13 protein-coding genes are annotated in these 15,573 nt (G+C 70.1%); 9 read left to right on the top strand and 4 right to left on the bottom strand.

Going from position 1 to position 15,573, the window contains the following annotated elements:
- Positions 1-149 precede the first annotated feature (149 nt).
- Positions 150-884 carry a TetR/AcrR family transcriptional regulator gene (locus ACQZ13_RS08350; protein ID WP_431050976.1) on the bottom strand — a complete coding sequence of 245 codons (735 nt, stop codon included), beginning with the start codon at positions 882-884 and terminating at the stop codon, positions 150-152.
- A 178-nt stretch (positions 885-1,062) separates the two neighbouring features.
- On the opposite strand from ACQZ13_RS08350, the gene ACQZ13_RS08345 reads away from it, so the two are divergent.
- From ACQZ13_RS08345 to ACQZ13_RS08335, 3 genes are all read left to right on the top strand, one after another.
- Positions 1,063-2,601, top strand: coding sequence for a methyl-accepting chemotaxis protein (locus tag ACQZ13_RS08345; RefSeq protein WP_431050974.1), 1,539 nt, complete (start codon positions 1,063-1,065; stop codon positions 2,599-2,601).
- A gap of 84 nt (positions 2,602-2,685) precedes the next feature.
- Positions 2,686-3,255 carry a YdeI/OmpD-associated family protein gene (locus ACQZ13_RS08340; protein WP_431050972.1) on the top strand — a complete coding sequence of 190 codons (570 nt, stop codon included), beginning with the start codon at positions 2,686-2,688 and terminating at the stop codon, positions 3,253-3,255.
- A gap of 136 nt (positions 3,256-3,391) precedes the next feature.
- Positions 3,392-4,642 (top strand): hypothetical protein, encoded by a 1,251-nt coding sequence (locus ACQZ13_RS08335; RefSeq protein WP_431050970.1) that lies wholly within the window; start codon positions 3,392-3,394, stop codon positions 4,640-4,642.
- Positions 4,643-4,651: 9 nt separating this feature from the next.
- On the opposite strand, the gene ACQZ13_RS08330 is transcribed toward ACQZ13_RS08335, so the two are convergent.
- Positions 4,652-5,635, bottom strand: coding sequence for a patatin-like phospholipase family protein (locus ACQZ13_RS08330; protein ID WP_431050968.1), 984 nt, complete (start codon positions 5,633-5,635; stop codon positions 4,652-4,654).
- 107 nt (positions 5,636-5,742) lie between these two features.
- On the opposite strand from ACQZ13_RS08330, the gene ACQZ13_RS08325 reads away from it, so the two are divergent.
- A complete protein-coding gene (locus tag ACQZ13_RS08325) occupies positions 5,743-8,187 on the top strand; it encodes a penicillin acylase family protein (RefSeq protein ID WP_431050966.1) in 2,445 nt (814 codons plus the stop codon).
- A gap of 11 nt (positions 8,188-8,198) precedes the next feature.
- Here ACQZ13_RS08325 and pncB read toward each other — a convergent pair whose 3' ends face one another.
- Complete coding sequence (gene pncB / locus ACQZ13_RS08320) at positions 8,199-9,413, bottom strand: nicotinate phosphoribosyltransferase (protein ID WP_431050964.1); 1,215 nt, start codon at positions 9,411-9,413, stop codon at positions 8,199-8,201.
- 74 nt (positions 9,414-9,487) lie between these two features.
- Between pncB and ACQZ13_RS08315 the strand changes: the two genes are divergently transcribed.
- Positions 9,488-10,321, top strand: coding sequence for a hypothetical protein (locus ACQZ13_RS08315; protein ID WP_431050962.1), 834 nt, complete (start codon positions 9,488-9,490; stop codon positions 10,319-10,321).
- Between the two features lie 30 nt (positions 10,322-10,351).
- Here the strand turns inward: ACQZ13_RS08315 and ACQZ13_RS08310 are convergent, their stop codons facing one another.
- Positions 10,352-10,777 (bottom strand): Lrp/AsnC family transcriptional regulator, encoded by a 426-nt coding sequence (locus ACQZ13_RS08310; protein WP_088403910.1) that lies wholly within the window; start codon positions 10,775-10,777, stop codon positions 10,352-10,354.
- A gap of 181 nt (positions 10,778-10,958) precedes the next feature.
- On the opposite strand from ACQZ13_RS08310, the gene ACQZ13_RS08305 reads away from it, so the two are divergent.
- From ACQZ13_RS08305 to ACQZ13_RS08290, 4 genes are all read left to right on the top strand, one after another.
- On the top strand, positions 10,959-12,155 hold the full coding sequence (locus ACQZ13_RS08305; RefSeq protein ID WP_431050959.1) for an ornithine cyclodeaminase: 1,197 nt from the start codon (positions 10,959-10,961) through the stop codon (positions 12,153-12,155).
- Positions 12,095-13,015, top strand: coding sequence for a DNA-binding protein YbiB (ybiB, locus tag ACQZ13_RS08300; RefSeq protein ID WP_431050957.1), 921 nt, complete (start codon positions 12,095-12,097; stop codon positions 13,013-13,015). Before ACQZ13_RS08305 ends, ybiB begins: the two co-directional genes overlap by 61 nt.
- 322 nt (positions 13,016-13,337) lie before the next feature.
- Positions 13,338-15,026: a nitrite/sulfite reductase gene (locus ACQZ13_RS08295; protein WP_088403344.1), complete on the top strand. Its 1,689-nt coding sequence runs from the start codon at positions 13,338-13,340 to the stop codon at positions 15,024-15,026.
- A gap of 44 nt (positions 15,027-15,070) precedes the next feature.
- Positions 15,071-15,571: a DUF934 domain-containing protein gene (locus ACQZ13_RS08290; RefSeq protein ID WP_431050955.1), complete on the top strand. Its 501-nt coding sequence runs from the start codon at positions 15,071-15,073 to the stop codon at positions 15,569-15,571.
- The last annotated feature ends 2 nt before the right edge of the window (positions 15,572-15,573 follow it).

Raw genomic sequence — 15,573 nt, 5'->3', positions numbered from 1 at the left:
TTCAAAGCCCAGCGCAAGCTGGGCTTTTTTTTCGTCCGGAGCGCCCCGTTCGGTGTCACGGGCACCGGGACGGTGCTCCGGCAATCGCCCGGATGCCAGCGTGACGGGCGCGCTGGCGCCGCGTCATCGCCGCGTGAGCGGCGAAGGCCTCAGTCCGCCGCCGTCGACGACGCGTCGGACGACGCGAGGCCCGCGGCCCCGGCCGCCGTCCGGGGCTCGGCCGCGAACTGCGCGTACTGGTCCGCCACGTCGCGCAGCACGCCCTGCACGGTGAACTCGCGCAGGGCCTCGCGGTCGTACAGCGGATACCGCGGCAGCCCGATCGTCATCATCATGAAGCCCATGGTGCGTACCGACATCTGGTCGCACATCGACCGGATCGCCTGCTCGCCGGGCTCGAAGCCGGCCGGCGCGCAGGCCGCGACGCGCTCCCGCATCAGGCCGAGCAGCCGGTTGTAGACGGGCTGCTGCGCCTGGCCGATCTCGTCCAGCGTGCCGGTCTGCGTCAGCGACATGTAGATCATGCGGAACTGCTCCGGATGCCGCTCCCAGAAGTCGAGCAGGCAGCGGGTGTGCGCCTCCAGCACCTTGCGCGGTCCGCGCTGGTCCTTGGAGGCGTCGAGCAGCTCGTCCGTCAGCGACTCGAAGACCTCGATCCACAGGCCGTCCAGCAGCGCCTTCTTGCTCTCGAAGTAGCTGTAGATGGCCATCGTGGAGATGCCCAGTTCCTGCGCCAGCCGCCGCATGCTGAGGGCCTCGACGCCCTCGTCGCGGTAGATCTTGCGTGCGCGCTCCAGCATCTCGCGCTTGAGCGCGGCCATTTCGGCGGGTCCGCGGCGCAGCCGGGGCCGCTCTCGGTCGGAGTCCTGATCGGTGTTTCGCACGGCGGTTCCTGCCTCAAAAGGTTATTGTCGGTGTACGTTATCTCATACCAGGGGCCACGTTAAATAGTCACGAACCCTGGAGAAGACGATGATTACCAGTTCCGTACACGTACGAAAATAGGTGCAAACGGCATGCCCGCGCCATTCTTGCGGGTTCCTCACCTGCAAAGAGATCCTCATGCTCGACCGCCTGTCCGTGGGCGCCAAGCTCAGCCTGGCCTTTTTCTGCGTACTCCTGATCACTGCCCTGCTCGGCGTGCTGGCGCTGTTCCAACTGGGACGCGTCAACGACACCGCCAGCGACATGGCGTCGAACTGGCTGCCGTCGTCCCGCGCGGCGCAGTCGATCAACCAGGAGGTCACCCGACTGCGCACCCGGGAGTACCGGCTGCTGCTGACCGAGGGCAATGCGCGCGCCAGCTATGCCGAGAAGCTCGCGGCGGGCCGCAAGGCCATCGAGGACCGGCTGAAGGCCTATGAGCCGATGGTCTCCTCGCCCGCCGAGGGCGAGAAGCTGCGGCAGATCCGCGCCCTGTGGGCGAACTACGACCGCGACAACGTCAAGCTGGTCGAGGCAGCCGTCCAGGGCGATGACGAGACGGCCAGGAAGCTGCTCGCCGTCGACAGCCTCCCGACCTACGAGGCGATGGGCAAGGCCGTGGACGAGCTGGTGGAGATCAACACCGTCGGCGCCGCCGCGGCGGACGCCCTGGGCGATCAGATCTATGACCGCAGCCGCTGGATGATCATCGGCATGACGCTGCTGGCCGTCGCCATCGGCGCGTCGCTGGGCTTCGTCATCACCCGCAAGATCACGCGGCCGCTGGCCGCCTCGGTCGAGATCGCCGAAGCGGTCGCGGCGGGCGACCTGACCCGCACGCTGCGCGTGCACGGTCGCGACGAGGTCGCCCAGCTGCAGACCGCGCTGATGCGCATGGTCGGCCAGCTGCAGACGGTGGTGGCGCAGGTGCGCAACGGCGTCGAGTCGGTGTCGAGCGCGTCCTCGCAGATCGCCGTCGGCAACCAGGACCTGTCGGCGCGCACGGAACAGACGGCGGCCAACCTCGAAGAGACCGCGTCCAGCATGGAACAGCTGACCAGCGCGGTCGGCCAGTCCGCCGACACCGCCCGCCAGGCCAACCAGCTGGCCGGCAGCGCCGCCGAGACGGCCGCTCGCGGCGGCAAGGTCGTCGGGCAGGTGGTCGCGCGCATGCAGGAGATCAGCGCGTCCTCGACCCGCATCGCCGACATCATCGGCACCATCGACGGCATCGCGTTCCAGACCAACATCCTCGCCTTGAATGCCGCCGTCGAGGCGGCGCGCGCCGGCGAGCACGGCAAGGGCTTCGCCGTCGTCGCGTCGGAGGTCCGCACGCTGGCGCAGCGCAGCGCCGAGGCGGCCAAGGAGATCAAGACGCTGATCAACCGGTCGGTGGAAACGGTCGAGGCCGGTTCGTCGGACGTCGCCGAGGCCGGCCGCACGATGGACGAGATCGTCCACGGCGTGCGCCGCGTCACCGACCTGATGGGCGAGATCTCCGCCGCCGCGACCGAGCAGCGCGACGGCATCTCCCAGGTGAACCAGGCCGTCGCCAACCTGGACCAGATGACACAGCAGAACGCGGCGCTGGTCGAGGAATCGAGCGCCGCCTCGGGCTCGCTGCGCGAGCAGGCGCAGCGGCTGTCGGAAGTCGTCTCGGTGTTCAAGGTGAACTGACTGCGAAGGCCGCTGGCCCTCACCCCCGCCCTCTCCCGCAGTGCGGGAGAGGGGGTAAGAAAGCGCCGGGCATACTGCGGCCTCATGGCCACCCGCACCCCGATCTTCTTCGCCAACGCCGAGGCGTTCCGCGCCTGGCTCGACGAACACGCCGCCACGGCCACCGAGGTCCTGGTCGGCTTCCACAAGCGCGCCACCGGCGAGCCCAGCCTGGCCTGGCCGGAGTCGGTCGACGAGGCCCTGTGCCACGGCTGGATCGACGGCGTGCGCACCCGCATCGACGACAAGCGCTACAAGATCCGCTTCACGCCGCGCAAGGCCGTGTCGATCTGGAGCGCCGTCAACATCGGCCGCGCCGAAGCGCTGATCCAGGAAGGCCGGATGAAGCCCGCCGGTCTGGCGGCCTTCGAGCGCCGGCAGGAAGAACGCTCGCGCGTCTACGCGTTCGAGCAGCCGAAGGAACTCGTCGAACTCACGCCGTCGCACGAGGTCATCTTCATGCGCGACGCGAAGGCCTGGGCGTTCTTCCAGGCGCAGCCCGACGGCTACCGTCGCACCAGCATCTGGCACATCCTCAGCGCGAAGAAGCCGGAGACGCAGCTCGCGCGGCTGGACAAGCTGATCGAAGCGAGCGCGCGCGGCGAACGGCTTTGAGTCCGGGGCGCCACGACGCCGCCCGCAGACAGCCCGGAGAGACTTCGACGAGGCCGCGCGGACAGGGTTGTCATGCAGGCACACACGCGTTGGCGACTGACCGGACTCCTTGTCAGTTGGTGCTCGATCGATGCCCTTGTCCCTTTTCACTGCCACTGTCCGGTCCGCCCTCGGCGCGGCGCTGATGCTCGCCGCCGGCGCCGCCGCGGCGTGGGCCTTCTCCACGGACGTCGAGCCGACCCGGAACCCGACCGTCGACACGTCCGGCATCGAGTCCGGCGCGCTTGCGCCGACGGACTGGCGTCCTTTCGGCGGCCTGCACTACCGCCTGACCGCCGGTGGCGACGTGAGCTGCTACAGCGAGGACGGGCTGCGCTGCAGCATCGCCGTGCCCGACCCCGCCAAGGCCCGCCCCATCGATTGCGGATCCCTGCAGGTCCGGCCGGCATGGGGCGAGCCTCAGCCGGCCTACCAGACCGTGGATCACTGGTGCAACATCGCCCATGCCAACCTGTTCGCCAAGTGGGCCAACTACAAGCCATTGGGTTACCCCGTCGTGCTGGCCACCAATCCGCGCGGCGACGTGATGTGCAAATCGCTGGACGGCGTCGTCTGCCTGAAGCCGGGGCAGCACCGCGAGTCGGGCGCCATGCCGCTCAAGCCGCTCGTCTGCGGGCACCCGCTGTCCCGGCGCATCGGCATTTCCGGGTATGCCGATCCGGCCCATTGGTGCTCCTCGCCGGAGATCGTCGTCCGCGAGAAGGATCCGGACGCGCCGGGGCCCAGGATCGATCTTGCGAACGGCTCGATCGAGCGCGTCTTCAAGATCCCGCTCGGTGGCTGGACCGCCGCGCAACGCCCGACCTGGATCGTGCGCCTGCAAGTGCCCCGACCCGAACGATCAGGTGCCAAACTGGCGATCGAGGGCCTCACCGGGAACTGGCGCGAGGCGTCTTACAGCGCGCCACCGGAAGGATGGTCGCGGGAAGCCGCCCTGAACGCCGCGGGCACGCTGCCCCTCTTCATCCGCGACTTCCACAAGGCCCAGACCGCGTCGCGCAGGTGGATCCTGGACAAGAAGGGCCGGGGCGTGCTCGCGATCCGCGTCGAAGACGGCGTGCTGCGCTTCTTCCAGGCGCCGGGCTGGCCTGCGCACCACGCGCTGGCGATGTTCGACCTCGATCCGCGCAAGGAATGGGTTCATTGGAACGACGACAAGTGGACCGCCAGCGAAAGCGCCGTCGTCACCATCACCACGCGGTTGCGGCCGCCAGGCGGGGGACGCCCGTTCCACGAGTCGGATCTGCGGGATCCCCCGCTGCCCGTCGTGAAGGAGTTCGTGATGACGCGACAACGCCCGCCGCCCCGGCCGCTTCCTTCGCCGTGATCGACGCCCTCAGCGCGTCTTCGCCGCGATCTTCTTCCTGATTTCCGGCAGCATCGCCGTCGCCACCTCGCGCCCGAGCGCGATGGCGCGGCGGCGCGTGGTGAAGTCCGAGCCGCTGAAGCCGTCCAGCTTGGGCCGCAGCACCACGTCGGCGCCCTGCAGCTCGTACTGGTTGATCGACTTGCCCATGATCGAGAAGGTCTGCAGCAGCATGCGCATCGCGTCGCCGGGGATCTTGGGATCGGGCGGTTCGCCGATGTCGACGGCGATGACGAACTCGGCGCCCATCTGCTTGGCGAAACGCACCGGGACCGGCGCGACCAGGCCGCCGTCCACGTACTCGCGATTGCCGATCTTGACCGGCTGGAACACCGCCGGCACCGCGCTCGACGCACGCACCGCGGTGCCCACGTCGCCCTGACGGAACAGGATGGGCGAGCCGTCGCCCAGGTCCGTCGCGACGATGCCCAGCGGCAGCGGCAGCTGCTCCAGCCCGCGTCCGCCCGTCATCTGGCGCACGTAGCGCGCCAGCGCCTCCCCGCGGATCAGGCCGCGCATCGGGAAGGTCCAGTCGGTGATGGCGCCTTCGTCCATCGCCTCGGCGACCGTCTGCAGCTCCTTGCCGGTCCGGCCCGCCGCATACAGCGCGCCGACGAGGCTGCCGGCCGAGGTACCGCAGACCAGATCGACCTTGAGGCCGTTCTCTTCCAGCACCTGGATCACGCCGATGTGCGCAAACCCGCGCGCCGCGCCGCCGCCCAGCGCCAGGCCCACGCGCGGGGGCTTGGGGATCGGCTTGGGCGTGACCGGCGTCGGCAGTTCGGGGTCGGGTGTTGTCACGACCGGCGGTGGCGGCGAGCTCGGCGTGATCGTGGAACACGCGCTCAGCGCACTCAGGCCCAGCGCGCCGGCGGCGGTCAGCCAGCGGCGGCGGGAAGGCAACGCCGGCACGGCATCGGCAGGCTTGGTAAGGTCGCGGTCGTCTCGGGGCATGGCGCGGGATTCTAGGGAAGCTCTGTAGCAAAGCTGTTGCAGCGCGCACGCACAATCGCGCCCCGGAAATCGAGACCCGGTCGACCGGACCCGGATCAGGAGAGCACATGAGTGGAAAGAGCGCGCTGCGGCGCTGGACGGTGCGGGGCCTGGTCGGGCTGCCGTTCCTGGTGGTCGCGCTGGCGATCGCGGCCTGGGCCTGCGTGCGCGCCAGCCTGCCGCAGCTGGACGGCGACGCCGGGATCCCCGGCCTGAGCGCGCCCGTGAGTCTGGGCCGCGATGCGCTGGGCACGCTGGTCGTCGAAGGGCGCACGCGGCTGGATGTCGCGCGCGGGCTCGGCTTCGCGCATGCGCAGGAACGGTTCTTCGAGATGGACCTGACGCGCCGCTCCGCCGCCGGGGAACTTTCGGCGCTGTTCGGCGCCAAGGCGCTGGACCGCGACCGCTCGCGTCGCGTGCACCGGCTGCGCGCGCGGCTGACCGAGCGCTTCGAAGGGCTCTCGGGCGAGGACCGGCTGCTGCTGCTCGCCTATACGGAAGGCGTCAACGCCGGCCTGCACGGGCTGCCGATGCGTCCCTGGCAATACCTGCTCCTGCGCGCCAAGCCGCAGGACTGGTCGCCGGTCGACTCGCTGCTGGTGATCTCGGAGATGTACTTCATGCTGCAGTCCGGCAGCTTCGAGGCGGGCTTCGAGCGCGCGACCTTGCGCGAACACGCCGGCGACGCCGTCTTCGATTGGCTCAGCCCGCGCGGCGGCCGCTGGGACGCGGCGCTCGACGGCAGCCAGATGCCAGCGCCGACGATGCCGACGCCGGAGCAGCTCGACGTGAGCCGGGCCCGCCCGCCGGCCAATTCAGCCAGTGGTCCGGCCAGCGGTCCTACAGGCAGTGCCGCAAGCGCGCCCGCAAGCGCGCCCGCGAGCGCGCCGGCAAGTGCCCGCGCGCCCCTGCTCGCCAGCGCGCGTGCCGACAGCGATCTGCCGGTCCTGGGCAGCAACAGCTGGGCCGTGGCCGGCTCCCGGTCGACACACGGCGGCGCGATCCTGGCCGACGACATGCACCTGGGCCTCGGCGTGCCGAGCATCTGGTACCGCGCACAGTTCCAGATCGGCGCCGGGCCCTCGGGCCTGCGCGCCGCCGGCGTGACCTTGCCGGGGCTGCCCGCCCTGGTCGTGGGTTCCAACGGCGCGGTCGCCTGGGGGTTCACCAACGCCTACGGGCAATGGTTCGACTGGATCGAGGTGCCCGCCGATGCGAAGGTCACGACGCGCACCGAAACGATCGACGTCCACGGCGGTCCCGCAGTCACCTTCGAGGTGAGCGAGATCGGCGACGCCCCCATCGTGACCGCCGAGGACGGCCGCCGCTTCGCCCTGAGCTGGATCGCGCACCAGGGCGCGGCCTACAACCTCGAACTCGACCGCATGCTGCAGGTGCGCCATGTCAGCGACGCGCTGGCGCTGGCGCAGCGCGCCGGAATGCCGCACCAGAACCTGCTCGCCGCCGACCGCGACGGCCAGATCGGCTGGACCGTCGCCGGCCGCCTGTGGGCGCAGCCCGGCCTGCCCGAGCGCTACGGCCGCTTCGTCGCGCCGACGGCGATGCGGCGCGACTGGCTGGCGCCCGACCGCGCGCCGCAGGTGCTGTCGCCCGCGCAGGGCCAGCTGTGGACCGCCAACAACCGCCAGCTCGACGGCGCGCCGGGCGAGCTGCTCGGCGACGGCGGCTTCGACCTGGGCGCCCGCGCGCAGCAGATCCGCGACCGGCTCACGGCCACCGACAAGCACGACGAAGCCTCCGTCGGCGCCATCCACCAGGACGACGAGGCGCGCTTCATGAAGACCTGGGCGACGCGCCTCCTGGCGGCCGCGCGCACCGATGCCGGCGCGAATCCGACGCACAAGGCCTTCGTCCAGCTGCTGGAGAACTGGAACGGCCGGGCCGACGCGGATTCAGCCGCCTACCGCCTCGTCCGTCAGACGCGGCTGCGCGTGCTGGACACCTTGTGGGACGCGTGGACGCTGCCCTCGCTCGGCGAACGGCAGCTCGATCCGAAGCGGCGCATCCGCTGGCGCAACCAGTTCGAATACAGCGCCGCGCGCGCCGTCGACGAGCGTCCGCCGCACCTGCTGCCGGCGCCCTTCCCGAGCTGGGACGCGCTGCTGCTGGCGCAGATGGACGACGCGGCACGCGAGGTCGCGCCGGACGGCAACCTCGGCGGCGCCACCTGGGGCGCGCAGAACGCGAGCCGCATCCAGCACCCGCTGGCCAAGGCGATTCCGGCGCTGTCGCGCTGGCTGGACATGCCGTCGGTGCCGCAGAGCGGCGACAGCAACCTGCCGCACGTCGCCGGCCCTGCGTTCGGACAGTCGGAGCGGATGGTGGTCTCGCCGGGCCGCGAGGACCACGGCTGGCTGTCGATGCCGGGCGGACAGAGCGGCCATCCGATGTCGCCGTTCTACGGCGCGGGACATCAGGACTGGGTCGAGGGCAAACCGACGCCGCTGCTGGCCGGACCGGTGATCCACAGGATCACGGCGCATCGGGACTGAGCCCGCGCCGGTCACACCGGCGCCGGCACCTTGAACACCTGCCTCAGGTAGGCCAGGAAGGTCTGGTCCTCGCACTTGGTCTTGCCGGGGCTGTCGGAGAGCTTGGCCACCGGCTGGCCGTTGACGTGGGTGAGCTTGATGACGATGTTGAGCGTCGGCAGGCCGAGGTCGTTGCTCAGCTTGGTGCCGATGCCGAAGCCCAGCTGGACGCGGTCCGCGAAATGACGGTACAGCGCCAGCGCCTTCGGCATGTCGAGCGCGTCGGAGAACACCAGCCGCTTGGTGTTGGCGTCGATGCGCAGGTGCTCGTAGTGCGCGAGCGCCTTCTCGCCCCACTCGACCGGATCGCCCGAGTCGTGGCGCAGGCCGTCGAAGAGCTTGGCGAAGTAGAGGTCGAAGTCGGCCAGGAACGCGTCCATGCCGATCACGTCGGTCAGCGCGATGCCGAGGTCGCCGCGGTACTCCTGCACCCAGTCCTCCAGCGCCGCCTTCTGGTGGTCGCGCAGCCGCACGCCGTTGGCCTGGTAGGCCTGCAGGTACTCGTGCGCCATCGTGCCGATCGGCACCAGGCCGAGCTCCTTGGCGAGCAGCACGTTGGACGTGCCGCGGAAGGTCTGCGGCAGCTCGTCGCGCAGCGTGCGCAGCACCTCCTCGTGCCAGGCGCCGGAGAACCGCCGGCGCAGGCCGAAGTCGAAGAACTGGAACGGGTGGCGGCGCGGCGCCTCCTCCCGCGTGAAGGTCCGGATCAGGGCGATCTTCTGCGCCAGCCTGCGGCGGCCCTCCTCGATCGCGGCCGCCTGGTCGAAGCGGCGGAAGTACAGCTCGTTGACCATCGCCAGCACGAAGATCTCGAAGGCCATCACGTGCACCTGCGGGCCGCGCACGACGATCTCCAGCTTGTCGCCCTCGGCGCGCACCGTGATGAACGCGCGCTGGAAACGGAAGATGCGCAGCAGGTCGATGAAGTCGGGCTTCATGAAGCGCAGGCCGCTGAGGTAGTCGAGCTCGTCGGCGCGGAAGGTCAGCGCGCAGAGGTGGTCGATCTCCCGCTCCAGGTCCGCGACCAGTTCCGCCAGCGGGTACTGCGGCGTGTTGCGGCACGCGAAGCGGTACTCGGCCTGCGCCTGCGGGTAGCGATGCAGCATCGCCTGCCACATCGTGAATTTGTAGAGGTCGGTCTCCAGCAGGCTGCGGATTACCGGAGGCGGGGCGTCGGGACGGCTCATGGCCGGGGACTGTACCCGGGGGCCGTGCGACTCGGCGATGATCGCGACTTCGCCACACGACCAGCCCGCCCTTCGTGCACCAGCCCCTCGCCCATCGCCCCTGCCTCGACCTCCTTCGCCGCCTGGGCGTCGCGGCGTCGCTGCTGCTGGCCGCGGCGGTGCAGGCGCAGATCCCCGTCGCGATCGACAAGCCGCCCGACGCGGCCACCGCGATGAAGATGGTCTACGGGGGCAACACCTGGCGCCACGAGCGCGCGGCGGCGTTCTTCGGCGGGCGATCGCCGACGCTGCGCGCCGAGGTCCGCGAGGTCTTCCGCGGCCGCTACGTCGAATCGAACGTCGACAAGCTGATGCTGGTCTACCAGCTGACGCCCGGACCGCGCGACCAGTTCCGCTGCGCGGCCTGCGTGCCGGCGCTGGGCGCCGCCGTGCTGGCCGCCGACGCGGCGGGGCGCTGGAAGCTGAGCGCCAAGGGCCTGCTGCTCATGCCCGGCGCGCCGGGCGCCGGCGACGAAGACCTGCAGCTGCTGCAGATCGCCGACGAACGCTGGATCCTGCGCAGCCGCCGCTACGACATCGATCGGGGACGCGAAAGCCGCACCGAGCGCCTGGTGCTCGAACGCGACGGCGAACTGCAGCTGGGCGCCGAACTCGGCTTCGACGAGAAGCCCGGCCCGCTCGCCTGCGGCGCGAACGCGGCGCCGCAGACCTCCGGCGTCAGCGTACTGAGCCCCGGACGCGGACCGCGTGTGGAGATCGTGCTGCGCTTCAACGAAGGCGCCTGCAACGCGCTGCGCCCGGTGGTGCAGCGCACGCGCATGGAACTGCGCGATGGCCGCTTCCAGCTCGAACCGGACGCGCCGGAGCCGGATGACGACGATGCGCCGGCGTCGGCGCCCAAACGCTGAAGCGCGGCGCTCGCTCAGGCGTTGACGAGCTCAAGCCAGCTTGTACGTCTGCAGGTGGATGCTGGTCTCGGTCGCGCCGATGCCCTTGATCAGCCGCACGCGCTCCAGGATTTCAGCCAGCTCGTTCAAGCTGTCCGCGCGCAGTTCCGCCAGCAGGTCCCAACGGCCGTTGGTGTCGAACAACCCCGCCACGCCGGGCTCGCCGAGCAGGATGCCGACGACCTCGCGCGTGCGGTTGCCTTCCACCGCGATGCTCATCCAGGCCGTGATGTGCGGCTGGGCCACGTCCGCCCGCAGCTTGACCGTGTAGCCCACGATCTGGCCGCTGTCCTCCAGCCGCGTCAGCCGGTTGGTCACGGTCCCGCGCGACACCTTCAGCTTGTGCGCCAGCGTCGCGATGCTCGCCCGGGCGTCCTGGCGCAGCAGCGCGATCAGTTGATGGTCGAGAGTGTCCATGTTGGTGCGTCGACGGTCGCATTGCGCGCGCATCGCCCTGGGTTAACCCGAATCTCACGGCATTTCGTCAGAGTTCGCTGACGAAATGCACAAGGCGCTTCGATTATTGATCAGTTCTCTGGCTTCCTGCTGACAAGCGGATCCGAAGAATGGAGGCATTCCCACTGCCAAGAGACCGCCGATGACGACCCGCCTCCTCCTCACGCCCGATGTTGCCCGCGTCGTCCGGCACGACGGCATCGCCCGGAGCTTCCAGACCCTCGCCCGCTACATCGCCGAGGACTACGTCCGATGGAGCGAGTTCGACAAGAGCGCGCGCGTCGCCAACCACTCTGACGACGGCGTGATCGAGCTGATGCCGATCTCCGACGCCTCGCTCTACAGCTTCAAGTACGTCAACGGCCACCCCAAAAACCACCGCGTGGGCCTGCCCACCGTGATGGCTTTCGGCGTGCTCGCCGACGTCGCCACCGGCTCGCCGTGGCTGCTGTCGGAGCTGACCCTCAGCACGGCGCTGCGCACGGCGGCCACCTCCGCGCTGGCCGCGCAACACCTGGCACGTCCGGGCTCGCGCACGATGGCCCTGATCGGCAACGGCGCGCAGAGCGAGTTCCAGGCGCTGGCCTTCCACCACCTGCTGGGCATCGATGAGATCCGTCTCTTCGACGTCGATCCGGCGGCCACGGACAAGCTGGTGCGCCACCTGTCGCGCGTCGAGGGCCTGACGCTGATCCGCTGCGGCGATGCCGCCGAAGCGGCGCGCGGCGCCGACATCATCACCACGGTGACCGCGGACAAACGCAACGCGACCATCGTCACGGCCGACATGATCGAGCCCGGCATGCACGTCAACGGCGTGGGCGGCGACTGCCCGGGCAAGACGGAGCTGGCGCGGGGCGTGCTGGAGCGGGCCAAGGTCTTCGTGGAGTACGAGCCGCAGTCGCGCATCGAAGGCGACGTGCAGCAGATGCCGGCGGACTTCCCGGTCACGGAGTTCTGGCGCGTGCTGCGCGGCGAGGCCGCCGGCCGGCGCAGCGATGAGGAGGTGACGGTGTTCGACTCGGTCGGTTTCGCGCTGGAGGACTTCGCGACGCTGCGCTGGCTGGGCGACCGCGCCGAGGCGCTCGGCCTGGGCCGCGAACTGGCGCTGGTGCCGGAGATGGACGATCCGAAGGACCTGTTCGGCGAGCTGGGTCTGACGCTCGCGGCCGAAGCGACCGATGCGGCCGGCGACGTTGCTGGGGCTGATATCGCCGCGGTCGTCCCCGCGGGCCTGCGGGCGGCCCTCTTAAACTGCGTCCCTCACCGGAAGGACGCATGGACTACGCCCCCCTCCTCAAGGAAATCGGCCGCGGCGCTCGAGGCGCCCGCGACCTGACGCGCGAGCAGGCGCGCGACCTCTTCGCCGCGCTGCTTGACGGCACGGTGCCCGATCTGGAGCGCGGCGCCATCCTGATCGCGATGCGCATCAAGGGGGAAAGCCTCGAAGAACTGCTCGGGTTCGTGGAGGCGATGCAGGCCGGCGCCGCCCGCGTGGCGGCGCCCTCCGGTCCCCGGACCGTCGTGCTGCCCACCTTCAACGGCGCGCGCAAGCAAGCCAACCTGATGCCGCTGGTGGCGATGCTGCTGGCCCGGGAAGGCATCCCGGTGCTGATCCACGGTCGGCACGACTTCGACAGCCGCATCAGTCCGTTCGAACTCTTCGAAGCACTGGGCCTTCCCGTGGCTCGGAATGTGGACGAAGCCAGCGATCGCCTGGCGTCGGACCGCCTCGCCATCCTGCCGACCGAGGTCATCCATCCCGGACTGGACGCGATGATGGCGCTGCGCCCCCGCATGGGACTGCGCAACAGCAGCCACAGCGTCGCGAAGCTGCTGGACCCGCTGCCGGGCCGCAGCGTGCGCGTGGTGGCCGTGACCCATCCGGAATACGTCGACAGCATGGGCGAGGCGCTGCCCCGGCTCAGCGCCGACGAGGGCCGTGCGCTGCTCATGCGCGCCAGCGAAGGCGAGGCCTATCTCCACCTCCGGCGCAAGGCTCACCTGCAAGGCTTCGCGAACGGGCAAGGCCTGGATCTCAACCCGGCAAGCAACGAGGATCTGGACTGGACGCTGTCGCCCGCCTGCGAGCCCGCCGCCAACGCCGACTTCATTCGCGCGATCCTCGCCGGCACCGAGCCGCTGCCGCCGCGGATCGCCGACCAGATCGCGGCGCTGCGCCGGCTGGCAACGGCCTGAGCGCGGCCTGCGGCCGCAAACCCACCCTCACCCCTCCCTCTCCCGCCCCTGCGGGAGAGGGGGAAATACGGGCGTCAAACGCAGCGCCGCAGCGTCCCGAACACTCCCTCTCCCGCACTGCGGGAGAGGGTGGGGGTGAGGGCCAGGGGCCTTTGCAGGAATCTTCATATGCTTATCTCGCCATAAGCAATCTACGATTTTGTAGTTCTCATATATATAAAGCGTTCATAGAGTGCAGACTCCCGGCCAGCCCTGGGCCAGCCGCGGTGTCTCTGACGCGCGGCGGGCCCCCTGAGAAACCCGGCCGGGTCCAGCCGACGCCATGTACGCCTATACCGATTTCGACCGCCAGTTCGTCCACGCCCGCGCAGCCCAGTACCGCGACCAGCTCGAACGCCATCTGGCCGGGCAGCTCCCCGACGACGACTTCCGCGCGCTGCGCCTGCAGAACGGCTGGTACATCCAGCGCCACGCGCCCATGCTGCGTGTCGCCGTGCCCTACGGCGTGCTCGACAGCCGCCAGTTGCGCCAGCTCGCGCGCATCGCCCGCGAGCACGACCGCGGCTACGGCCACTTCACCACACGTCAGAACCTGCAGTTCAACTGGATCCCGCTGACCCAGTCGGCGGACGTGATGGACCTGCTGGCCGATGTCGACATGCACGGCATCCAGACCAGCGGCAACTGCATCCGCAACATCACCAGCGACGTCACCGCCGGCGTGGCCGCCGACGAGCTGATCGACCCGCGCCCCTACGCCGAGGTGCTGCGCCAGTGGTCGACGCTGCATCCCGAATTCGCCTTCCTGCCGCGCAAGTTCAAGATCGCGATCTCGGGCGCCAAGGAAGACCGCGCCGCCATCGCCTGGCACGACATCGGCCTGCAACTGCGCAGGAACGAGGCCGGCGAGATCGGCTTCCAGGTCTTCGTCGGCGGCGGCATGGGCCGCACGCCGATCATCGGCCAGGAGATCAGCCCCTTCGTGCCGTGGCAGAACATCGTGCTGTACCTCGAAGCGATCGTGCGCACGTACAACCGCTTCGGCCGCCGCGACAACATGTACAAGGCGCGCATCAAGATCCTGGTGAAGGCCGAAGGCCAGGCCTACTTCGACGCGGTCAACGCCGAGTACCAGTCCATCCTGAACGACGACGCCGGCAGCCACGAGCAGCTCATTCCCGAGGCCGAACTGGCGCGCGTCGCCGCCAGCTTCGTCGAGCCGCAAGGCGTGACCCCGGTGCCGGGCGTCGACATCTTCGAAGGCGCCTCGCCGGCCTACCGCCGCTGGCTGGAACGCAACGTCCACGCGCACCGCGTCAGCGGCTACCGCTCGGTGACGCTGTCGCTCAAGCGTGTCGGCCTGCCGCCGGGCGACATCACCGACGCGCAGATGGACGCGGCCGCCGCGCTGTCCGACGCGTACAGCCACGGCGAGCTGCGTGTCTCGCACGACCAGAACCTGCTGCTGCCCTGGGTGCGCGAGAGCGACCTGCCCGCGCTCTTCGAGGCCGCCAAGGAACACGGCTTCGCCACGCCCAACATCGGCCTGCTGACCGACATGATCGTGTGCCCCGGCGGCGACTTCTGCGCGCTGGCCAACGCCCGCTCGATCCCCGTGGCGTCCGAGATCACCGACCGCTTCCAGGACCTCGACGAGCTCTGGGACATCGGCGACATCGACCTGCACATCAGCGGCTGCATCAACAGCTGCGGCCACCACCACAGCGGTCACATCGGCGTGCTCGGCGTCGACAAGGACGGCAGCGAGTGGTACCAGATCACGCTGGGCGGCTCGGACGGCTCGACGCTGTCGGGCACAGCCGTGCCGGGCAAGGTGATCGGCCCGTCCTTCGCCGCCGACGAGGCCGCCGATGCGGTCGAGGCCGTGATCGCGACCTACCGCCGCGAGCGCGAGGCCGGCGAGCGCTTCCTCCAGACGGTCCGCCGCATCGGCCTGGACGCCTTCAAGCAGGCGACCAACGAGATCCGCCGCACGACCGCGAAGCAATGACCCCGAGCACCCCGAGCACCCCGGAAACGGAACGCCCCCGCACCATGAAGTTCGTCTCCAAGGCCCAAGACCCCTGGCACACCTGCGCCGGCGAGGACGGCCCGCAACCGCATCCCGCCGCCGCCGACCACAAGCTGCTGACGCTGGAACAGTGGCACGCCGTGCGCGACACCTGGCCGGAAGGCCTGGCCACCGGCGTGATCCTGCCCAACGACATCGACGTGCTCGACCTGAAGGCCGACCTGCCGCGTCTGGCGCTGGTGGTGCTGCAGTTCCCCAAGTGGGTCGACGGCCGCGCCTACAGCCAGGCGCACGTGCTGCGCTCGCGGCTGCGCTTCGCCGGCGAAGTCCGCGCGATCGGCGAAGTCCTCGTCGACATGCTGCCGCTGCTGCAGCGCTGCGGCGTCGACGCCGTGCAGATGCGCGGCGACCAGAACCAGGAAGCCGCCGAGCGCGCGTTGAGCTTCTTCCCCGGCCACTACCAGGCGGACGTCAACGAACCGCGCCCGCTGTTCGCCCGTCCGGGCCAGAAGTCCGAGGCCTGAGC

This window comes from Roseateles sp. L2-2 (assembly GCF_050613215.1).
Lineage (GTDB): Bacteria > Pseudomonadota > Gammaproteobacteria > Burkholderiales > Burkholderiaceae_C > Roseateles > Roseateles noduli.
The sequence above is the reverse complement of the archived record's forward strand: the minus strand, read 5'-3'. Positions and strand labels throughout refer to the sequence as shown.